General features: G+C 60.5%; 20 protein-coding genes. 12 read left to right on the forward strand and 8 right to left on the reverse strand.

The annotated features are described in order from the left end of the window. The 3 genes from L9Z73_RS04460 to L9Z73_RS04470 all read right to left on the reverse strand — a co-directional run. The coding region (locus tag L9Z73_RS04460) for an MFS transporter (protein ID WP_430624276.1) at nt 1-537 on the reverse strand (537 nt) is incomplete at its 3' end. 249 nt (nt 538-786) lie between these two features. Further along, nucleotides 787-2,025: a transporter associated domain-containing protein gene (locus tag L9Z73_RS04465; RefSeq protein ID WP_247396777.1), complete on the reverse strand. Its 1,239-nt coding sequence runs from the start codon at nt 2,023-2,025 to the stop codon at nt 787-789. A 12-nt stretch (nt 2,026-2,037) separates the two neighbouring features. Next, nucleotides 2,038-2,850, reverse strand: a complete 813-nt coding sequence (locus tag L9Z73_RS04470; RefSeq protein ID WP_198864615.1) for a cytochrome C assembly family protein — start codon at nt 2,848-2,850, stop codon at nt 2,038-2,040. Nucleotides 2,851-3,069: 219 nt separating this feature from the next. On the opposite strand from L9Z73_RS04470, the gene ffh reads away from it, so the two are divergent. The 9 genes from ffh (at nt 3,070) to thrC (ending at nt 11,561) form a co-directional block, all read left to right on the forward strand. Next, nucleotides 3,070-4,446 (forward strand): signal recognition particle protein, encoded by a 1,377-nt coding sequence (gene ffh, locus L9Z73_RS04475; protein WP_247396781.1) that lies wholly within the window; start codon nt 3,070-3,072, stop codon nt 4,444-4,446. Nucleotides 4,447-4,697: 251 nt separating this feature from the next. Continuing rightward, nucleotides 4,698-4,949, forward strand: coding sequence for a 30S ribosomal protein S16 (gene rpsP / locus L9Z73_RS04480; RefSeq protein ID WP_003175899.1), 252 nt, complete (start codon nt 4,698-4,700; stop codon nt 4,947-4,949). 5 nt (nt 4,950-4,954) lie between these two features. Beyond that, entirely contained in the window at nt 4,955-5,491 is a 537-nt protein-coding gene (gene rimM / locus L9Z73_RS04485) for a ribosome maturation factor RimM (protein ID WP_247396784.1), read from the forward strand. Then, complete coding sequence (trmD, locus tag L9Z73_RS04490; RefSeq protein WP_024077235.1) at nt 5,473-6,246, forward strand: tRNA (guanosine(37)-N1)-methyltransferase TrmD; 774 nt, start codon at nt 5,473-5,475, stop codon at nt 6,244-6,246. Before rimM ends, trmD begins: the two co-directional genes overlap by 19 nt. A 45-nt stretch (nt 6,247-6,291) precedes the next feature. Beyond that, entirely contained in the window at nt 6,292-6,642 is a 351-nt protein-coding gene (gene rplS, locus L9Z73_RS04495) for a 50S ribosomal protein L19 (protein WP_003175895.1), read from the forward strand. Between the two features lie 223 nt (nt 6,643-6,865). Continuing rightward, complete coding sequence (gene xerD / locus L9Z73_RS04500; protein WP_247396787.1) at nt 6,866-7,762, forward strand: site-specific tyrosine recombinase XerD; 897 nt, start codon at nt 6,866-6,868, stop codon at nt 7,760-7,762. 156 nt (nt 7,763-7,918) lie between these two features. Then, nucleotides 7,919-8,650 carry a thioredoxin fold domain-containing protein gene (locus L9Z73_RS04505; RefSeq protein ID WP_010207987.1) on the forward strand — a complete coding sequence of 244 codons (732 nt, stop codon included), beginning with the start codon at nt 7,919-7,921 and terminating at the stop codon, nt 8,648-8,650. Nucleotides 8,651-8,779: 129 nt separating this feature from the next. Next, the gene (locus L9Z73_RS04510) at nt 8,780-10,084 is read left to right on the forward strand and encodes a homoserine dehydrogenase (protein ID WP_247396790.1); all 1,305 of its coding nucleotides are present in this window, start codon (nt 8,780-8,782) and stop codon (nt 10,082-10,084) included. Nucleotides 10,085-10,151: 67 nt separating this feature from the next. Then, nucleotides 10,152-11,561 (forward strand): threonine synthase, encoded by a 1,410-nt coding sequence (thrC, locus tag L9Z73_RS04515; protein ID WP_247396793.1) that lies wholly within the window; start codon nt 10,152-10,154, stop codon nt 11,559-11,561. Nucleotides 11,562-11,659: 98 nt separating this feature from the next. Here thrC and L9Z73_RS04520 read toward each other — a convergent pair whose 3' ends face one another. Then, complete coding sequence (locus tag L9Z73_RS04520) at nt 11,660-11,860, reverse strand: hypothetical protein (RefSeq protein WP_247396796.1); 201 nt, start codon at nt 11,858-11,860, stop codon at nt 11,660-11,662. Nucleotides 11,861-12,174: 314 nt separating this feature from the next. Between L9Z73_RS04520 and L9Z73_RS04525 the strand changes: the two genes are divergently transcribed. Next, nucleotides 12,175-12,459: a DUF3509 domain-containing protein gene (locus L9Z73_RS04525; RefSeq protein ID WP_247396797.1), complete on the forward strand. Its 285-nt coding sequence runs from the start codon at nt 12,175-12,177 to the stop codon at nt 12,457-12,459. A gap of 170 nt (nt 12,460-12,629) precedes the next feature. On the opposite strand, the gene L9Z73_RS04530 is transcribed toward L9Z73_RS04525, so the two are convergent. After that, on the reverse strand, nt 12,630-13,499 hold the full coding sequence (locus L9Z73_RS04530) for a TIGR02285 family protein (protein ID WP_247396799.1): 870 nt from the start codon (nt 13,497-13,499) through the stop codon (nt 12,630-12,632). 16 nt (nt 13,500-13,515) lie between these two features. Then, on the reverse strand, nt 13,516-14,715 hold the full coding sequence (locus L9Z73_RS04535; protein ID WP_247396801.1) for a CaiB/BaiF CoA transferase family protein: 1,200 nt from the start codon (nt 14,713-14,715) through the stop codon (nt 13,516-13,518). Nucleotides 14,716-14,863: 148 nt separating this feature from the next. Between L9Z73_RS04535 and L9Z73_RS04540 the strand changes: the two genes are divergently transcribed. Both L9Z73_RS04540 and recJ read left to right on the forward strand, forming a co-directional pair. Beyond that, nucleotides 14,864-15,406, forward strand: coding sequence for a YaeQ family protein (locus L9Z73_RS04540; protein WP_247396803.1), 543 nt, complete (start codon nt 14,864-14,866; stop codon nt 15,404-15,406). Between the two features lie 57 nt (nt 15,407-15,463). Further along, nucleotides 15,464-17,173, forward strand: coding sequence for a single-stranded-DNA-specific exonuclease RecJ (gene recJ, locus L9Z73_RS04545; RefSeq protein ID WP_247396805.1), 1,710 nt, complete (start codon nt 15,464-15,466; stop codon nt 17,171-17,173). Nucleotides 17,174-17,308: 135 nt separating this feature from the next. Here recJ and L9Z73_RS04550 read toward each other — a convergent pair whose 3' ends face one another. Next, the gene (locus tag L9Z73_RS04550) at nt 17,309-18,589 is read right to left on the reverse strand and encodes a virulence factor family protein (RefSeq protein ID WP_247396807.1); all 1,281 of its coding nucleotides are present in this window, start codon (nt 18,587-18,589) and stop codon (nt 17,309-17,311) included. Then, nucleotides 18,589-21,231, reverse strand: a complete 2,643-nt coding sequence (gene mprF, locus L9Z73_RS04555) for a bifunctional lysylphosphatidylglycerol flippase/synthetase MprF (protein WP_247396812.1) — start codon at nt 21,229-21,231, stop codon at nt 18,589-18,591. Before mprF ends, L9Z73_RS04550 begins: the two co-directional genes overlap by 1 nt. Nucleotides 21,232-21,313 lie beyond the last annotated feature (82 nt).

Here is a 21,313-nt window from a genome sequence, read left to right on the forward strand (position 1 = left end):
GGCCAGCGGCGAAACTTCGAACGGGTACTGGGTAATGAAGTGCGGCTGTTCCAGCTTGTGCTCCACCAGCTCTTCGAAAATCATCACCTGCAGCTTGCCCAGGCCTTCGAAGCCCAGCACCTTGGCGAAACGCAGCACGCACAACAGAATCGGGGCCCAGGCACCAATGCTGTCATACCCCGGCAGCAAGCCGATCAGCGTGGTACACACCCCCATCAGCAGCAGCGAAGCCACCAGCGTGGATTTGCGGCCGATACGGTCGCCAAAGTGGCCGAACAGCGCCGAACCCAGCGGGCGGGCGATGAACGCGATGCCAAAGGTCAGGAACGACGCGAGCATCTGCGCCGTGCCGGAGGTCTGCGGGAAGAATACGGGGCCGATCACCAGCGCGGCCGCAGTGGCATAGATATAGAAATCGTAGAACTCGATGGCGGTGCCGACGATGCTTGCGGTGGCGACGCGGGCGGTCGAGTTGGTCGGGGCGGCGGTCGCAGCCTCGTTATAGGTGGTGCTCATGGAGGTATCCCTGACGGTCAGTGCGCGTTTGGACGCGGATTATTATTGGTCGAACACCCCAGGATCAGGGTTGTGAGCGGAGCGGCTCGGGATGGGAGCGAACACCGGTCAGACGTGGCAAGGCGGTGCCTGGACGCGCTCGGTGCGGGTAGCACGCGGTCGGGCGGGGCTTGGGTAAGCCGTCCCGATTATAGGAAGGGGTTTGCGCATCCAACAAGGGGGTGAATCCGATCTACTGCACACAGTTTGAAGTGTGTTGCATCAGAGGGGTTACGCGGCGACCGGCACGCGGCTGGTGTGCCAGATCAGCACCTTGCTCACCCGGTTGTCCTCGGTCTCGAGGATTTCCAGGCGGTAGCGGCCGATTTTCAGGCACACCGCGCAATCGGGAATGGTTTCCAGCGCTTCGGTCACCAGGCCGTTGAGGGTCTTGGGGCCGTCGCAGGGCAGGTGCCAGCCCAGGCTCTTGTTCAATTCGCGGATCGAGGCGGCGCCGTCGATGATATAGCGACCGTCCGGTTGCGCTTCGATATGCGGGTTGTCAGCACTCTGTTCGCTTTCGAATTCGCCGACGATTTCTTCAAGAATGTCTTCCAGGGTGACGATGCCCAGCACTTCGCCGTACTCGTCCACCACCATGCCCAGGCGCCGCTGCTGCTTGTGGAAGTTCAGCAATTGCAGTTGCAGGGGCGTGCTTTCCGGGACGAAGTAGGGTTCGTAGCAGGCGGCGAGCAAGGTCTCCTTGGTCAGGCTGGCATCCAGCAACAGGTGCTGGATCAGCCGGGTGTTGAGCACGGCTTCGACCTGGTTGATGTCGCTGTGGAACACCGGCAGGCGGGTGCGCTGGGAGCTGCGCAGTTGCTCGATGATCGCTTCGAGCGAGTCGTCAAGGTTAATGCCGTCCACTTCGCTGCGTGGCACCAGGATGTCGTTGACGGTGATGTTGTCTAGCGCGTGGATGCCGGGCATGCCGGGCGTGCGACTTTCATTGGCCTCGGGCTCGGGTTCGTCATCATGCTCGGGCTGCGGTTCGTCGCTTTTTTTCACCACGCCGGGCGTGCGTGCGAAGGGGCGCAGCAACAGCAGGCTGATGCCATTGAGCAGCCAGGCGAGGGGATAGAGGATTTTCAGCGGCACGCCCAGCAGGGCATTGCCGAAGCCCAGCACCGCTTCCGGATGGCGGGTGGCCAGGGCGCGGGGTAGGTAATCGGCCAGCACCAGCAGGATGCTGCAGGAGACCAGCCAGCCAAGCCATGCGCCGTTTTGCGCCCAGGCGTAGATCGCCAGCAGGGTACAGAGGATCACCACGCCGGCACGGCACAGGGTGTTGCAGAGGATCATGCTGTGGCGTGGGAAGTTCAGGCGGGCGGCGGCCTTGTCGCCCTGGCGTGTACCGGGGCGCAGGGCCAGCAGGTGCTGTTGTGCGGCTTCGATGGCGGTAAACAGCGCCGCCCACAAAACCAGCAAGGCGATTACCGCGAGCATCGGCCCTAAGGGCAAGTTATCCATGATCGCTGCCCGTCAGATATGCAGGATGTATTCGCGAACCAGCTTGCTGCCGAAATAGGCCAGCATCAGCAGGCAGAAACCGGCCAGGGTCCAGCGGATCGCCTTGTGCCCGCGCCAGCCAAGGCGGTTGCGGCCCCACAGCAGCACGCTGAACACCACCCACGCCAGGCACGCCAGCAGGGTTTTATGCACCAGGTGCTGGGCGAACAGGTTTTCGACGAACAGCCAGCCGGAGATCAGCGACAGCGACAGCAGCGTCCAGCCGGCCCACAAGAAGCTGAACAGCAGGCTTTCCATGGTTTGCAGCGGCGGGAAGTTCTTGATCAGGCCGGACGGGTGCTTGTGCTTGAGCTGGTGGTCCTGTACGAGCAGGAGCAACGCCTGAAACACCGCGATGGTGAACATGCCGTAGGCCAGGATCGACAGCAGGATGTGCGCAAGAATGCCCGGTTCTTCATCGATCACCTGCACCGTGCCGGTGGGAGCGAATTGCGCCAGCAGCACCGTCAGCATCCCCAGGGGGAACAGCAGCACCAGCAGGTTTTCCACCGGGATGCGTGCGCAGGCGATCAGCGTGAGGGCGATCACTGCGGCGGCGATCAGGCTGGCGGCGCTGAAAAAATCCAGGCCCAGGCCGACCGGCGTCATCAAATGGGTGAACAGGCTCGCGGCATGGGCCAGCAGGGCGAGGACGCCAAGGCCTGCCAGCAGGCGTATGTCGGCCTTGGCGCCTTGCGCCAGGCGAGTGCCTTGGTAGAGGGTCGCAGCGGCGTACAAAAAGGCGGCGGCGAGACTGGGTAGTAAACTGGGTGACAAAGGGAGCATAAATCCTGTTAGGCAAGCCCGAAAGGCGCTGAGTTTGGCATACACCTGCGTTCCACGAAAGACTCTAGGGCCAGACAGCGGGTGTGCATGTGCGCAGTCTTCGCTATAATCCGCGACCTGCCCACGCCGCAGGCTCGCCGAGCGCTGTTTTTAATAGCGATTTACCACAGCCTGGGCCGCCATTACCTCGGTCTACCATAGGGCCTGAAAGGATCGCGCATGTTTGAAAACTTGACTGACCGTCTCTCGCAGACGCTGCGCCACGTAACCGGCAAGGCCAAGCTGACCGAGGACAATATTAAAGACACCCTGCGTGAAGTACGCATGGCGTTGCTGGAAGCCGACGTGGCCTTGCCTGTGGTCAAGGACTTCGTCAACTCGGTCAAAGAGCGCGCGGTCGGCACCGAAGTGTCCCGCAGCCTGACGCCGGGCCAGGCCTTTGTGAAGATCGTCCAGGCCGAACTCGAAAGCCTGATGGGCGCGGCCAACGAAGACCTGAACCTCAGCGCCGTGCCGCCGGCCGTCGTGCTGATGGCCGGTCTGCAAGGTGCGGGCAAGACCACCACCGTCGGCAAGCTGGCGCGCTTCCTTAAAGAGCGCAAGAAAAAAACCGTGATGGTGGTGTCGGCCGACGTGTACCGTCCGGCGGCCATCAAGCAACTGGAAATGCTTGCCGGCGAAGTGGGCGTGACCTTCTTCCCGTCGGACCTGAGCCAGAAGCCGGTCGATATCGCCAACGCGGCGATCAAAGAAGCTAGGCTGAAATTCATCGACGTGGTCATCGTCGATACCGCCGGTCGCCTGCACATCGACGAAGAGATGATGGGCGAGATCAAGGCGCTGCATGCCGCGATCAACCCGGTCGAGACGCTGTTCGTGGTCGACGCGATGACCGGCCAGGATGCGGCCAACACCGCCAAGGCCTTTGGTGATGCACTGCCGCTGACCGGCGTGATCCTGACCAAGGTCGACGGCGACGCCCGTGGTGGTGCCGCGCTGTCGGTGCGCGCCATCACCGGCAAGCCGATCAAGTTCATCGGTATGGGCGAGAAGAGCGACGCGCTCGAACCGTTCCACCCTGAGCGTATCGCTTCGCGTATCCTCGGCATGGGTGACGTACTCAGCCTGATCGAGCAAGCCGAAGCGACACTCGACAAGGACAAGGCCGATAAACTGGCCAAGAAGCTGAAGAAGGGCAAGGGCTTCGACCTCGAAGACTTCCGCGATCAGTTGCAACAAATGAAGAACATGGGCGGCCTCGGCGGCTTGATGGACAAGCTGCCGAACATGGGCGGTGTGAACCTGGCGCAAATGGGCAATGCCCAGGGCGCGGCAGAGAAACAGTTCAAGCAGATGGAAGCCATCATCAACTCCATGACCCCGGCCGAGCGCCGCGACCCTGAGCTGATCAGCGGTTCGCGCAAGCGTCGGATCGCCATGGGCTCCGGCACCCAGGTGCAGGACATCGGTCGCTTGATCAAGCAACACAAGCAGATGCAGAAGATGATGAAGAAATTCTCCGCCAAAGGCGGAATGGCCAAGATGATGCGCGGCATGGGCGGTATGTTGCCCGGCGGCGGTATGCCGAAGATGTAAAGAATTCGAGCGGGAGCGTGCTCCTGCTCCGACCCACAGGGATGTGGGATCTCCAGCAAACCCGCCGTCTGGCGGGAGCTGACTTGCCGTTTTAACCGACGGCTCTATAGCAGATCTGAATGGCACGCTGATAGGCGCCAGAAAAAGACATTTGCAAAAGTCCGGATATTCCTTAGAATATGCGGCCTTTCGGGCACCTATGCCCGCTGTGCATTTAGATTTGCAGCACCGACTACAGGAACGATGTTCACATGCTAACAATCCGTCTTGCCCTTGGCGGCTCCAAAAAGCGCCCGTTTTACCACTTGACCGTAACCGACAGCCGCAACCCGCGTGACGGTTCGCACAAGGAACAGGTTGGTTTCTTCAACCCTGTTGCTCGTGGTCAAGAAGTTCGTCTGTCCGTGAACCAAGAGCGCGTAGCCTACTGGCTGAGCGTTGGTGCACAGCCTTCCGAGCGTGTTGCCAAGTTGTTGAAGGACTCGGCTAAGGCCGCAGCCTGAGCAATATGAACGCGACGCCAGTTGTTGCTGATGATTTGATCGTTATCGGCAAGATTTATTCTGTTCATGGCGTTCGCGGCGAAGTGAAGGTGTATTCCTTTACTGATCCGACAGAAAACCTGTTGCAGTACAAAACCTGGACGCTCAAGCGCGAGGGGAATGTGAAACAGGTCGAGCTGGTCAGTGGACGCGGGAACGACAAGTTCCTGGTCGCAAAGCTCAAGGGTCTTGATGATCGTGAAGAAGCTCGTCTTCTGGCCGGTTATGAGATCTGCGTGCCGCGCAACCTGTTCCCTGAATTGACCGACGGCGAGTACTACTGGTACCAGCTGGAAGGTCTGAAGGTTATTGATCAACTCGGGCAACTGTTCGGGAAAATCGATCATCTTCTGGAAACCGGCGCCAATGATGTAATGGTGGTCAAGCCTTGCGCTGGCAGCCTGGATGATCGCGAGCGCTTATTGCCCTATACCGAGCAATGCGTGTTGGCCATTGACCTGGCCGCGGGCGAGATGAAGGTGGAATGGGACGCGGACTTCTAAGCGTGGCTAATTTGCGCATTGAAGTGATCAGTTTGTTTCCCGAGATGTTCTCCGCCATCAGCGAGTACGGCATCACCAGTCGGGCGGTGAAACAGGGGCTCTTGCAGCTCACCTGTTGGAACCCGCGAGACTACACGACGGATCGACATCACACTGTGGACGATCGCCCATTTGGCGGTGGCCCGGGCATGGTGATGAAGATCAAGCCCCTGGAAGATGCGTTGGTTCAGGCCAAGGCTGCCGCTGGGGAGAAGGCGAAGGTAATTTACCTGTCCCCTCAAGGCCGTCAGCTGAAACAGGCGGCGGTACGCGAACTGGCGAATGAGGAAGCACTGATCCTGATTGCCGGTCGCTATGAAGGCATTGACGAGCGTTTTATTGAAGCTCATGTCGATGAAGAGTGGTCGATTGGGGACTATGTCCTGTCTGGCGGTGAGCTGCCGGCGATGGTCCTGATAGATGCGGTTACACGACTGCTGCCTGGAGCTTTAGGGCATGCGGACTCCGCGGAGGAAGATTCCTTCACGGATGGTTTGCTGGATTGCCCGCACTACACCCGACCGGAGGTGTATGCGGATCAGCGTGTTCCCGACGTATTGCTAAGTGGCAATCACGCACACATCCGGCGTTGGCGTTTACAGCAGTCCCTTGGTCGGACCTATGAACGACGCGCCGATCTTCTGGAAAGCCGCTCGCTTTCTGGAGAAGAGAAGAAGCTGCTCGAGGAATACATCCTCGCGCGGGACGATAGTTAACAACGTATCGATGGTAGGTCCATTGACTTACCTTAGGAGCACAGCATGACTAACAAAATCATCCTTGCACTCGAAGCAGAGCAGATGACCAAAGAGATCCCTACCTTTGCCCCGGGCGACACCATTGTCGTTCAGGTGAAAGTGAAGGAAGGCGACCGTTCGCGTCTGCAAGCGTTCGAAGGCGTGGTAATCGCCAAGCGTAACCGTGGTGTGAACAGTGCTTTCACTGTTCGTAAAATCTCCAACGGTGTTGGCGTAGAGCGTACTTTCCAGACCTACAGCCCGCAAATCGACAGCATGGCCGTTAAGCGTCGCGGTGACGTGCGTAAAGCCAAGCTGTACTACCTGCGTGACCTGTCCGGTAAAGCAGCTCGCATCAAGGAAAAACTGGCTTAAGTCCAGCTTCCCGATGCAGAAAAAAAGCAGCCTGCGGGCTGCTTTTTTTGTGCCTGGAATTTGTTGGCTGATCCGAGGCCGAGTCGCAGCTATCGCGGGCAAGCCAATTCCCACATTTGATTATCAGTGGTCATAAAATCGATGTGCGACACAAATCCCATGTGGGAGCTGGCTTGCCTGCGATAGGATCTACCAGACACCACCGTCATCTGCTTGAGCCCTCATGCCCGCCATCGACCACCCTCTGATTGATCGCTTCCTCGACGCCCTTTGGCTGGAAAAAGGCCTGTCGGACAACACCCGCCAGGCCTACCGCAGCGATCTGGCCCTGTTCAACGGCTGGCTGCAGGAAAATAACCTCGAGCTGATCAATGCCGGCCGTGAGTTGATCCTCGATCACCTGGCCTGGCGCCTGGAGCAGAACTACAAGCCGCGTTCTACGGCGCGGTTCCTTTCTGGTGTGCGTGGCTTTTATCGCTACCTGCTGCGGGAAAAACTCATCGCCCTCGACCCGACGTTACAGGTCGATATGCCGCAATTGGGTCGGCCATTGCCCAAATCCTTGTCGGAAGCCGATGTCGACGCCTTGCTCGCCGCCCCGGACTTGAGCGAAGCCATTGGTCAGCGCGACCGTGCCATGCTCGAAGTGCTGTACGCCTGCGGCCTGCGGGTGACCGAGCTGATCAGCCTGACCCTTGAGCAAGTCAACCTGCGCCAGGGCGTGCTGCGGGTGATGGGCAAGGGTAGCAAGGAGCGGCTGGTGCCGATGGGGGAAGAAGCGATTGTGTGGATCGAGCGCTACATGCGCGATGCGCGCGGTGAACTGCTCGGTGGGCGCCCCAGTGATGTGCTGTTCCCCAGTCTGCGCGGTGAGCAGATGACCCGCCAGACCTTCTGGCACCGCATCAAGCACCAGGCCAAGGTGGCTGGTATTGGCAAGAGCCTGTCGCCGCATACTTTGCGTCATGCATTTGCCACGCATTTGCTCAACCACGGCGCGGATTTGCGCGTGGTGCAAATGCTCCTTGGCCACAGCGACTTATCCACAACCCAGATCTACACCCATGTGGCACGGGCGCGCTTGCAGGATATGCATGCCAAGCACCATCCGCGTGGCTGAAAACCGCCAAATTATCCCGCCACGGGCTGCCCTGCGGCCCAACTGTGGTAGGCTTTGCCGGTTAGCAAAGGGTACGGCGTGACTTGTGATTACAGCCTCGTGTTTCCAGATCGATGTTCCGCACGCCCGTCCCTGCATCTGCCTTCAGGAGTTCCCATGCGCTTGACCCAGATTATTGCCGCCGCAGCCATTGCGTTGGTTTCCACCTTTGCCTTCGCCGATGACGCTGCCGAGCAGACCATTCGCAAGAGCCTGGCCAACCTGCAACTCGATACACCGATCGAAAGCATCAGTGCCAGCCCGATGGCCGGCCTGTACGAAGTCAAGCTCAAGGGCAGCCGCGTGCTGTATGCCAGTGCCGACGGCCAGTACATTGTCCAGGGCTACCTGTTCCAGTTGAAGGACGGTAAGCCGGTCAACCTGACCGAGAAAGCCGAGCGGCTGGGCGTGTCCAAGCTGATCAACGGCATTCCCGTAGCTGAAACCGTGGTCTACCCGGCCATCGGCGAGACCAAGACGCACATTACCGTGTTCACCGACACCACCTGCCCGTACTGCCATAAGCTGCACGCCGAAGTGCCGGCGTTGAATAAGCTCGGTGTGGAAGTGCGCTATGTCGCGTTCCCGCGCCAGGGCCTGGGTTCGCCGGGTGACGAGCAGTTGCAGGCAGTCTGGTGCTCGGCAGACAAGAAAGCAGCCATGGACAAGATGGTCGACGGCAAGGAAATCAAGGCGGCCAAGTGCGCCAATCCGGTTTCCAAGCAGTTTGCCCTGGGCCAGTCCATTGGTGTGAACGGTACACCGGCCATCGTTTTGGCTGACGGCCAGGTAATTCCGGGCTATCAGCCGGCACCGCAAGTTGCCAAACTGGCACTGAGTGCCAAATAAACCAGCATCGTCGAACCTTTGACGATCATGGCCCTTCGATAAGTCGATGGGCCATTAATTGAAAGCCGCGGTTGTGCGGCTGTTTTCCACGGCCGACCTCGCGTCGGCCGTTTCATGGGGAGTTCTTCAGTGAAACCGGTCAAAGTAGGCATCTGTGGGTTAGGGACCGTCGGTGGCGGCACCTTAAACGTACTTCAGCGTAATGCTGAAGAAATTTCCCGCCGTGCAGGGCGCGGGATTGAAGTGGCGCAGATTGCCACGCGTTCGCCAAAGCCTCAGTTCGAAACGACCGGTATTGCGATTACCAACGATGTCTTCGCCGTGGCGACCAACCCTGACATCGATATCGTCATCGAGCTGGTAGGCGGCTACACCGTGGCCCGCGAGCTGGTGCTCAAGGCGATTGAAAACGGCAAGCATGTGGTCACTGCCAACAAGGCGCTGATCGCCGTGCACGGCAACGAGATCTTCGCCAAGGCGCGTGAGAAGGGCGTTATCGTGGCGTTCGAAGCCGCTGTGGCCGGCGGTATCCCGGTGATCAAGGCGATCCGTGAAGGCCTGTCCGCCAACCGCATCAACTGGGTGGCCGGCATCATCAACGGCACCGGTAACTTCATCCTCACCGAAATGCGCGAGAAGGGTCGTACCTTCGAAGACGTGCTGGCCGAAGCCCAGGCCCTGGGTTACGCCGAAGCCGACCCGACCTTCGACGTTGAAGGTATCGACGCGGCGCACAAGCTGACCATCCTCGCGTCCATTGCCTTTGGTATCCCGTTGCAGTTCGAGAAGGCCTACACCGAAGGCATCACCAAGCTGACCACTGCCGACGTGAACTACGCTGAAGCTCTGGGTTACCGCATCAAGCACCTGGGCGTGGCGCGCAGCACACCGGCCGGTATCGAGTTGCGTGTACACCCGACACTGATCCCGGCCGACCGCCTGATCGCGAACGTCAATGGCGTGATGAACGCCGTGATGGTCAACGGTGACGCCGCCGGTTCGACCCTGTTCTACGGCGCCGGCGCCGGCATGGAGCCGACCGCTTCGTCGGTGATCGCCGACTTGGTGGACGTGGTTCGCGCCATGACCTGCGACCCGGAAAACCGCGTGCCGCACCTGGCATTCCAGCCGGATTCGCTGTCGGCCCACCCGATCCTGCCGATCGAAGCGTGCGAAAGCGCCTACTACCTGCGGATACAGGCCAAGGATCACCCGGGCGTATTGGCCCAGGTTGCCAGCATCTTGTCGGAACGCGGCATCAACATCGAGTCGATCATGCAGAAGGAAGTCGAGGAGCAGAACGGCCAGGTGCCGATGATCTTGCTGACTCACCGCGTGCTTGAGCAGCACATCAACGATGCCATCACCGCCCTGGAAGCCTTGCAAGGCGTAGTGGGACCGGTGGTACGGATTCGCGTCGAACACCTGAACTAACCGATTTGTTCCAGGGGCCCCGTGTGATCGGCGGCCTCTGTTCGAGAATGTTTTTGAGGAGCCAGTCATGCGTTACATCAGCACCCGCGGCCAGGCACCGGCCCTGAATTTCGAAGACGTCCTGTTGGCAGGCCTTGCCACCGACGGCGGCCTGTATGTGCCGGAAAACCTGCCACGCTTCACCCAGGAAGAAATCGCTTCCTGGGCTGGCCTGCCGTATCACGAACTGGCGTTCCGGGTGATGCGCCCGTTCGTCACTGGCAGCATTCCGGATGCGGATTTCAAAAAGATCCTGGAAGAGACATACGGCGTGTTTTCCCACAGCGCCATCGCTCCTCTGCGCCAACTGAATGGCAACGAGTGGGTCCTTGAGCTGTTTCACGGCCCGACCCTGGCGTTCAAGGACTTCGCCCTGCAACTGCTGGGTCGCCTGCTCGATTACGTGCTGGAGAAGCGCGGCGAGCGCGTGGTGATCGTCGGCGCCACCTCCGGTGATACCGGCTCTGCGGCCATCGAAGGCTGCAAGCATTGCGAAAACGTCGACATCTTCATCCTGCACCCGCACAAGCGTGTGTCGGAAGTACAGCGTCGGCAGATGACCACCATTTTTGGTGAGAACATCCACAACATCGCCATCGAAGGCAACTTCGACGACTGCCAGGAAATGGTCAAGAACAGCTTTGCTGACCAGAGCTTCCTCAAGGGTATGCGCCTGGTCGCGGTGAACTCGATCAACTGGGCGCGGATCATGGCCCAGATCGTCTACTACTTCCACGCAGCGCTGCAGTTGGGCGGGCCGGCACGTTCGGTGTCGTTTTCGGTGCCGACCGGCAACTTCGGCGATATCTTCGCCGGCTACCTGGCGCGCAACATGGGCCTGCCGATCAACCAGTTGATCGTCGCTACCAACCGCAACGACATCCTGCACCGCTTCATGAGCGGCAACCAGTACGTCAAGGAAACCCTGCACGCCACACTGTCGCCGTCGATGGACATCATGGTGTCGTCGAACTTCGAACGCCTGCTGTTCGACATGCACGGTCGCAACGGCGCTGCCATCGCCGAGCTGATGAACAGCTTCAAGAGCGGTGGTGGTTTCAGCGTCGATCAAGAGCGCTGGACCGAAACCCGCAAGCTGTTCGACTCCCTGGCCGTGGACGATGCGCAAACGTGCGAAACCATCGCTGAAGTCTATGCCCAGACCGGCGAACTGCTGGACCCGCACACCGCTATCGGCGTGAAGGCCGCGCGCGAATGCCGTCGCAGCCTGGACATTCCGATGGTGATCCTCGGCACCGCGCACCCGGTCAAATTCCCGGAAGCGGTGGAGAAAGCGGGTGTTGGCAAGGCGCTGGAGTTGCCGGAGCATCTGGCCGACTTGTTCGAGCGCGAAGAACGTTGCACCGTGCTGCCGAATGACTTGAAGGCGATGCAGGCGTTTGTCAGCCAGCATGGCAATCGTGGTAAGCCGCTGTAAGGCCAATTGCTGGCGCTTCGGCGCAGACAAAAACGCCGCTTTCCCTTCCTTGGGTCAGCGGCGTTTTTTGTTTCTGGCAGGCCCCTTAGGAAGGTCGTCTATGTGAGCAGCTTATGCGCCAGCGCCATTACCGTACCGACAGCCGTAAAGAAACCTATAGCGATGGCCACGGGGTACCAGAAGATCTCACGGGTTATCTTGTGGACTTCGGCGTTGAACTTGCGTTGCTCGGCGTAAATGCGTGATATATCTGCGTGAATCTTCTCTATCGATGCTTGCTGTTCATTGTGTTCCAGCATCGTATTCATCCTTCGCAATAAGGGCCTTTTGACATGCGCTCTTTTCTGTCGGGCAGAATGAGCAGCGCTCACCGAGTCTAGGCTTCACCTTCAGCCTCAGCGCCCGACGAACGCCTAAACGGCAGCCCATTGTGTAAGCAGTTTTGTGCGGCCGTTTTTTCGTTGTCATGTTGCAAGCGCATGCTGGATCAAGTCACTCCCTGACGGCTCCATAAAGACGAAAAAGCGAACTTTCCTACGTCACAACCAGTCACTTAGGAGAGAGGCAGCCCCCGTTGAAGCGATTGTTCCCGAACTATTGAGTGGTGATCGAAATGGAAAGTATCCGCCTATTGCTCGAAGAAGCACTGAGCCCTTATCAGGTTACGCTGACCACCGCTGGTGTGCAGGGCGAGTGCCTGGTGACCGTAAAGAATCCTGCCGGTGCTATCGTGGTCGAGCGTGATGTCGACCGGGCGCAACTGACCGACAAGCGCGTGCTGGTGGATGTCGTGGATTGCCTGCTGCGCGACCTGAAAATTGCCGAAGGGCGCCTGGAGCCCTCGGTGATCGCCGCCTTGCGCAATGCTGCCCAGACCCGCAGCAGCGCCCTTGCATGAAGAATTGTTTATCCGCGGAAACTTCCTACTACGTGGCTGGTCTGATTTAGTAACAGCAAGAGTAGACATTGTGCTCCGGTGTTTGTGACTTGCTGTACTGGTCTTTGTAGGCCACGTTTAACCCCGAAGTGTCTCCCCACTCTTCGGGGTTTCTTTTTGCCCGCGATTTATCACGGGGTGGGCGCTTCTTCATAGAATCGCTGATGGTCCAGCAGGTATTGCTCACGCAGCGCCGGGTCGAGCCATGACGCGTAGGAACGTAGCAACTGCGCCTGCGGCAGGTCGCCCAGCAACTGGTTGATACGCGCCATGACCTGGCGCCCCTCGGGCGTATCCGAACAGCCGATATGGACGTGCTGATAGGGCGTGGTGCCGGCAATCGGATAAAACGCCAGCGCCTCGGGATCAATACCTTGTTGCAATGCGTGATAGCGAATTTCGGTCCAGTAACCCAGTACCCCTTCCAGGCGTCCCAGGCGCTGCATTTGCAGCAGGCTGCCCAAGGCGTCGTTGCCGTAGTGCATCACCCGATTGTGCGTGTCGCCATGCCGCAACATGCCGTCGATGAATGGCCCGTAACTGCGCTCGGCGATGATGCCCAGGCGTGTGCTCTTGTCCCGTAGCATCGCTTCCAGGTCGACCTTGCCTTGCGCGACAAAGGGCGCCAACACTTCACGGTTTTGCTGGCGGACGACCACGCCGTTGCTCACCACGGAAAACACCTGGTCGGAATATACAATCCATTGGGTCCGCTCCGGCGTCCACATCAGGGTAGGGTCGCAGGTGAGGGAGGGCGCCTGGAGCATCTGCATGCTCCGGGCACGGTTGACGTGCTGGACCTGGTGCTGATACTCCGGCAGGCGCTCCATCAGCATCGGCAACAATTTGTCGATGGCGCCCTGGCCTTTTTGCGGACCTTCGAAGATCGTCAACGGTGGCAGGTCTCGCACCAGCCAGATCAAGGTTTGCGCCGCCTGGGTCGGCAGCGGCAAAAGTCCCAGCAAAGGGGCGCACAGGCGCAACAGCCAGCGGCGAGCCACTATCTTGAGCGCACCATCAGATCGCTCCTTGCTCACGCAAGCGGATGATGGCAGCCGCGTCATAGCCCAACTCTCCCAATACCACGCTGTTGTGTTCACCCAGTTGCGGCCCCACCCACTCACAACTGCCCGGCGTGTCGGAGAGTTTGGGCACGATACCTGGCATCTTGAAGGCTTTGCCGTCGGGCAGTTGCGCGTTGAGGAACATTTCCCGCGCCAGAAATTGCGGGTCCCCGAGCATGTCTTCGGCGCTGTAGATGCGGCTGGCTGGCACCTCAGCCTTGTTGAGCTGCTCGATCACGTGTTCCAGCGATAGCGAATTGACCCAGCGATCAATCACGCCATACAGCTCGTCGCGGCGCTCGTCACGCCCGTCATTACTGGCCAATTGCGGGTCGTTGGCCAAATCCTCGCGGCCGATGGCGGACATGAAGCGTTTGAAGATCGCATCGCCATTTGCGCCGATCTGCACATGCTTGCCGTCCGCGCTGGTGTGGATCGAGGACGGTGTGATGCCGGGCATGATGTTACCGGTGCGCTCGCGAATGAACCCGAACACATCGAACTCCGGGATCATGCTTTCCATCATGGCGAAGATGGCTTCATACAGTGCCACATCAACCACCTGGCCCAGCCCGCCGTTGACCTCGCGATGCCGCAACGCCATCAGCGCGCCGATCACCGCCCACAGGGCGGCAATGGAATCGCCGATGGAAATACCGGTGCGCACCGGCGGGCGGTCTTCAAAACCGGTGATGTAACGCAGCCCGCCCATCGATTCGCCTACCGCGCCAAACCCCGGTTGATCTTTCATCGGCCCGGTCTGGCCAAAGCCCGAGAGACGCACCATCACCAACTTCGGGTTCAGCGCATGTAAGGTGTCCCAGCTCAGGCCGAGCTTTTCCAGGACGCCAGGGCGGAAGTTTTCGATCAGGATGTCGGCGTCCGCCAGCAACTGCTTGAGGATCGCCAGGCCGTCCGGGTGTTTGAGGTTCAGCGTCAGTGATTTTTTGTTGCGCGCCTGCACGAACCACCACAGCGAGGTGCCTTCGTACAGCTTGCGCCATTTGCGCAGCGGGTCGCCGCCGTCCGGGGATTCGACCTTGATCACTTCGGCGCCGAACTCGGCGCAAATGCGTGAGGCGAACGGGCCGGCGATCAGGGTGCCGAGTTCGATGACCTTCAGGCCGGCAAGCGGTTTGGCGTTAAACGACATGAGGAACCTTTCATACGCAGCACAGTGGTGTGATGCCTTTTAACATAGCCGAGCGGCGCAGGGATAAGGATGATGCAGCGCAGCATTCGTTGAATAGCCTCGCCATCGGTTAGACTGCCAGCCTTTTCCTGTCTCTAGAAGTCCGTTCATGGCCCAGCCGTCCACGACCTACAAATTCGAACTCAACCTCACCGACCTCGATCGCTCGGTGTACGAGAGTGTCAAACAGACCATCGCCCGCCACCCTTCGGAAACCGAAGAGCGCATGACCGTGCGTCTGCTGGCCTATGCCCTTTGGTACAACGAGCAACTGTCGTTCGGCCGTGGTCTGTCAGATGTAGACGAGCCAGCCCTGTGGGAAAAAAGTCTGGATGATCGGGTTTTGCACTGGATCGAAGTCGGCCAGCCCGATGCCGATCGCCTGACGTGGTGCTCGCGTCGCACCGAACGCACCAGTCTGCTGGCTTACGGCAGCCTGCGCGTGTGGGAAGGCAAAGTGGTTCCGGTGGCGAAAAACCTGAAAAACGTACACATCGCTGCCGTACCGCAAGAAGTCCTCGAGACCTTGGCCAAGGACATGCCCCGCGTGATCAAGTGGGACGTGATGATCAGCGAAGGCACGATCTTCGTCACCGACGACCGCGGCCAGCACGAAGTGCAACTGCAATGGCTGGTCGGCGAGCGCGGTTGAGCTAGAGCTTGAAGCCTGCCGCTAATATTTCCCCTACAGAGAATTCTCCAGCGTCCCATGCGTATCGATCCCCGCCCGTTACCCGCTGTCCTGCCGTTTCTCGGTGAACTGCCACCGCTGTTGACCCGCCTCTACGCCGCGCGCGGGGTAGCGACGGAGGCCGAGCTGGACAAGAGCCTGGCGCGGTTGATCCCTTATCAACAACTCAAGGGCATCGACGCGGCGGTAGACCTGCTGGTGACGGCCTTGGAGCAGCGCCAGCGCATCCTTATCGTCGGCGACTTCGACGCCGACGGCGCCACCGCCAGTACGGTGGGCACCCTGGGCCTGCGCTTGCTCGGTGCGGCCCATGTCGATTACCTGGTACCCAACCGCTTTGAATTCGGCTACGGCCTGACGCCGGAAATCGTCGCCGTGGCCCTGCAGCGCGAGCCGCAGTTGCTGATCACCGTGGATAACGGCATCTCCAGCGTCGAAGGCGTGGCGGCAGCGAAGGCGGCGGGGCTCAAAGTGCTGGTGACCGACCACCACTTGCCGGGGGATGAATTGCCGGCGGCGGACGCTATCGTCAACCCCAACCAGCCGGGCTGTGAGTTTCCCAGCAAGGCGTTGGCCGGGGTTGGGGTGATCTTTTATGTATTGATGGCCCTGCGTGCCCGTTTGCGCAGTTTGGGGTGGTACGAGAAAAAACCGCAGCCGAACCTTGGCGAGTTGCTCGACCTCGTCGCCCTGGGCAGCGTCGCCGACGTGGTGCCGTTGGACGCCAACAACCGCATCCTGGTCCACCAGGGGCTGGAACGCATCCGCGCCGGTCGCGCGCGGCCGGGGATCAAGGCGATCCTCGAAGTGGCCAAGCGTGACCATGCTCGCATCACGTCCACCGACCTCGGTTTTATCCTCGGGCCACGGCTCAATGCCGCCGGTCGCCTGGACGATATGAGCCTGGGCATCGAATGCCTGCTCACCACGGATTTCGCCGCCGCACGGGAAATGGCCGCGCAACTGGACGGCATGAACCAGGACCGCAAATCCATCGAACAAGGCATGCAGCGCGAAGCCCTGGCCCAGCTCAAGGACTTGCCGCTGGAGTCGATGCCGTATGGCTTGTGCCTGTTCGACCCGGAGTGGCACCAAGGCGTGATCGGGATTCTGGCTTCGCGCATGAAAGAGCGCTATTTCCGTCCGACCATCGCCTTTGCCGACGCCGGTGATGGCCTGCTCAAGGGCTCAGGCCGCTCTGTACAGGGCTTTCACATCCGGGATGCGCTGGCGGTGGTGGCAAGCCAGCATCCCAACCTGATCAGCAAATATGGCGGCCACGCCATGGCGGCAGGCCTGACATTGCCCGAGGCGAACTTCCCCCTGTTTGCCGAAGCCTTTGATGCCGAAGTGCGTCGGCAACTGCGCGAAGAAGACTTGACCGGGCGGCTGTTGTCCGACGGCACCCTGGCGGTGGAAGAGTTTCACCTGGAGTTGGCGCGCGCGCTGCGGCATGCCGGCCCATGGGGGCAGCACTTCCCCGAGCCGTTGTTTCATGGTGTGTTTCAGCTGGTAGAGCAGCGTGTGGTGGGGGAGCGGCACCTGAAAGTGGTGCTCAAGAGTGAATGCGGGTCAGTGAAACTCGACGGTATTGCGTTTGGGGTGGACCGTGAGGTCTGGCCGAACCCGACCGTGCGTTGGGTGGAGTTGGCCTACAAGCTCGACGTGAACGAGTTCCGTGGCCAGGAAACCGTGCAGTTGATGATTGCGCATATCGAACCGCGCTAGTTCCAACCCACACCACAAACCAATGTGGGAGGGGGCTTGCTCCCGATGGCGGTGGGTCAGTCACAGGATCACTGACTGACACTCAGCTATCGGGAGCAAGCCCCCTCCCACATTGGGTTTGCGTACAGCGCAGGATTACTCGGTCTTGGCCTGGTGCTTGACGATGATATCCACCAGGCGCTTGGCCAGCGCCGGGTAGTTCTCATCGAAGTGGTGCCCGCCTGGCAGCTTTATCGCTTCGCCCACGGCGGTCTTGTCGGTGCAGCCGCTCTCGTCGACCTCTTCGGCACCGTAGATGCACACCACCTTGTCCGCCGGTAGCTTGGCCATTTCAGGGCCGGTCGCGGCTTCTTTGCCGGCATTGCCCAGCCAACCTTCCACTTCGATTTCAAAGCTGCCGGTGCGCGCAAACGCCAGCAGGATGATCGCGTCGACGCGTTGCTGCTCGTTTTCCGGCATGCGGTTGTAGATGGCCGGCAATACGTCGGCGCCGAACGAATAGCCCGTCAGCACAAAGCGCTTGGTGCCCCATTTCTGCCGATAGTGCTGCATCAGCTCGCTGAGGTCCTTGGCGCTTTGCTCCGGGGTCTTGTGCTGCCAGTAGTAGCGCAGAGTGTCGATGCCTACGACCGGGTAGCCGATCTTGGCCATTTCACCGGCTACGTCGCGGTCGAGGTCACGCCAACCGCCGTCACCGGAGAGGAACAGGGTCACGGTGTCCTTGGCTTGGCCGGCGGGGACTTCCACGACCGGAATCGCCAGGCCGCCGTTGTCCGAACCCACCAGTTGCTTGCGCAGTTCGTTATTCAGCACTTGCGGGTAGTGAATGTCGTAGTCGCTGATGCTGGTGGTGGCGCGGGGGGTGTCGCGCACGAAACTGGCGCTTTCATCGTCAGGGTTGTCGTTCCATGCCACCAGCCAGTTGCCGTGGGCGGCGGTCTTTGGCAGTGGGTCTTTACAGCCTTCCTGTACCAGGGCGAAGCCGACGGAGATCGCATTTGCCTTGTCGTCGTTCTGTGTAGCCAGCCAGCGCCAGGCGAGGGCGGCGCCAGGGCCGATGCCGCTGACCAGGGTCGCGGGGCCCTTGAGCTGACTCAGGGCGCCTTGCAGTGCCTGTTGCTGCAGCGTGCAGTCATCCTTGGGCAGGATCACCTGGACGAGTTGCGCCTTGCCGCCCTGGCTCAGGGCAATCAGTTGGCTGTCGGTCAGGGTCTCGTCGGCCATTACCGCCACGGCCACGCGGGCTTTCGGGGTGCCGGCGGGGGTCACGCGGGTCATCACCGAGCCATCGGCCTGGGGCAACTGCTCCAGGGTCGGCTGCGGGGCAGGGCGGTTCCAGTACCAATAGCCGCCGCCCAGGGCTACGGCGAGCACCACCACAGAAGCCAATACATACCGCCAGGAGCGTCGAATCATCAGCGTTTCACCAATCCAGTCAAGCCGCCCGCGATCAGGGCGGCGGTATCGGCCAGTGCCACCAGCGGATCAAGTCCTGCGGGCACGGCCATGTAACGGGGTTCCCAGTCAGGCTGGAACTTGTCTTTGAAGCGGCGCAAACCTTGGAAGTTATACAGTTGCTCGCCACGACGGAACACCATCGAGCCCAGACGTTGGGTCAGCGGCGCGCCACGGCGAGGTTGCAGGCCCGACAATGGCACCATGCCGAGGCTGAAGCGAGCATAACCATGATTCTTATAGTGTTGAATCAGGCCGACCATCATGAATTCCATGGTCAACTTTGGCGCGTCGGGGTGGGCGCGCATCAGGTCGAGGCTGGCCAGGTCGTGGTTGTAGGTCTCGAGCAGGTTGGCGAAGGCAACCGGGTGCCCTTCGAAGCGAATGATCGCGATGCGAAAGTGCTTGAGGTAGTCGTCGCTGAAACGTCCCAGGGAAAAGCCCTTTTCCCGCACGTTCTTGCCGGTCAGCCAGGCGTCGGAAATGACCTTGAGTTCGTCCATCGGCGCCGTGCCCGGTTCGTGGATTTCCAGGGACAAGCCGTCCCGGGTTCCACGGTTCCAGGTGTAGCGCAAATCCTTCATCTCTTTGCCCTTGGCTTCCAGGTCAAAGCGTTTCAGGTCGACGCGGGCTTCTTCGCCCAGCTTGATCGCGGTCAGGCCGATGTCCATGTAGTACGGCAGGTTTTCCGCGCGTACCTGGTAGAACACCGGGCGCGCATGGTGGATGTCGCACAGGTCGCGGAACTGCCAGATCATCTCGGCACGGGGTTGGGTCGGGCCGATCGGGTCGTACAAGGCCACCAGGCTGCGCCCGCGACGGGCGTACATCAGGAAGGCTTCATCGTTGGGGTGGAACAGCAGCGCCTTGTCGCCGGTCAGCGCCAGGCCGCCGTCGGGTTGCGATGAGGCCATCAGGATCTTGGTGGCGCGTTCCATTTCTTCCGGCGTCGGCAGGTGGATCACCGGGCGCGCGGTACGCAGTAGCCAGGTCAGCGACACGATCACCAGCAGCACCGCAGCCCCCAGCAGCGAGCGCAGGCCGCGCGGGGCGTTGGCGTCGAGGGTGAACTGCCACCACAATTGGTGGCTATACGGTACATCTTGATAGGCAAACAGCAGCAGCCAGATAGACGCTCCGAGCACGCACACACTGGCCACCAGGTACAACGGCGAGAACGGCAATTCAGTCAAGCGGCTGGCGCGGTAGAAGGAGCGGCGGAAGATCGCCAGCAATACCGCAGTCATGGTCATCAGGCTGGCTTCTTCCCAGTCGAAGCCCTTGAGCAGTGAGAGCAGGGCGCCGGTCAGTAGCAGCACCATGGTCAACATCCAGGCCGCCGACAAGCGTCGACGCAGACCCTGGGCCAACAGCAGGCACAACACGCCGATCAGGCTCGCGCCAAAGTGCGAGGCGTCAATCAGGCGGTGGGGAATCAGGAAGCCGATGTTTTCCAGGCGTGAGTCGATCTCCGGCGTAGCGCCGGAAAACAGCAGGACCACGCCGGACAAAAAAACCAGTACGGCCAGCACCGGCGCTGCCAGGCCCGAAGCCACGCGCAGACTCTGCTGGGTCTGGAACAGGCGCTGGGCCTCGTTGACCAGCAGGAACACACAGGCGACCAGCAGCGGCAGCACCACATAGATCATGCGATACAGCAGCAGGGCGGCGGCCAATGGCGCGGCACCGAGTTTGTCGGCAAAGGCCGCGAGCAGGATCGCCTCGAACACCCCGACGCCACCCGGTACATGGCTGAGTACGCCGGCGGCCAGCGCCAGCAGGTACACCAGCAGGAACGGGCCGAAGGGTGGCGCTTCCGGTAGCAGCATATAAAGGACGGTGGCGGCAGCGGCGACGTCCAGGGCGGTGATGATCAGTTGCAGGAGCGTCAGGCGCCGACCGGGCAGGCGCAGGGTGCGACGGCCAATCTTGACCAGCAGGTTGTCCGGGTAGGGTTGTTCTGGCAGGCGCCGGCGATAAATACCGATGCACAGCGCGGCCGACAGCAGCAACACGGCACCGGAGATAGCGCCGAGCAAGCCTTGCGACACATGCAGGGCGGCGGAAGCGGCGGGCAAGTTGCTCAAGGTGGCCAATGCAGCCAGCGGCGGCAGGGCGCAGCCCAGTGCGAGGCTGGCGAACACGGTCATATGGGCGACTTCCGAAGCCCCGATGCCATGGCGCGCATATAAACGGTAACGCACCGAACCGCCCGAGAGCATCGACAGGCCAATGGCGTTGCCGATGGCAAAGGCGGTAAAACCGCCGAGGGCGAGGGTCTTGGCGGGCAGTTTCACCCCGGCATAGCGCGCGCCGGAAAACTCATAGCCCAATAGAATGATGAAACCGCCGATGGCGGCAGCTAACGCGCCCAGCAAGGCCGGCTTGGGCACTTCCAGGATCGAGTCGTGGAGGGCGTAGAGATCCAGTTCCAGCAGCAGGTGTCGGCAGGCGATCAGGGCGATTGCGAACAGCAGCAGCGTCACGGCCAGCCCGATGGGTTGCCGATACTTGCTTAACAGATCCAGCCAGCGCAAACGGGTGGGAGTGATCGGTTGTGTCGCTGTGACGGAGTCTTGTGGTTCAGACGAGTTGGCGCGCATCAATCACCTCGTGGATTGTGCGCGACAGGATGGGGGTATCCAGCCAAGTTACCAATCCCTATGGACAAAATAATTACAAATA

It is taken from the genome of Pseudomonas emilianonis (assembly GCF_023072625.1).
Taxonomy (GTDB): domain Bacteria; phylum Pseudomonadota; class Gammaproteobacteria; order Pseudomonadales; family Pseudomonadaceae; genus Aquipseudomonas; species Aquipseudomonas paraveronii.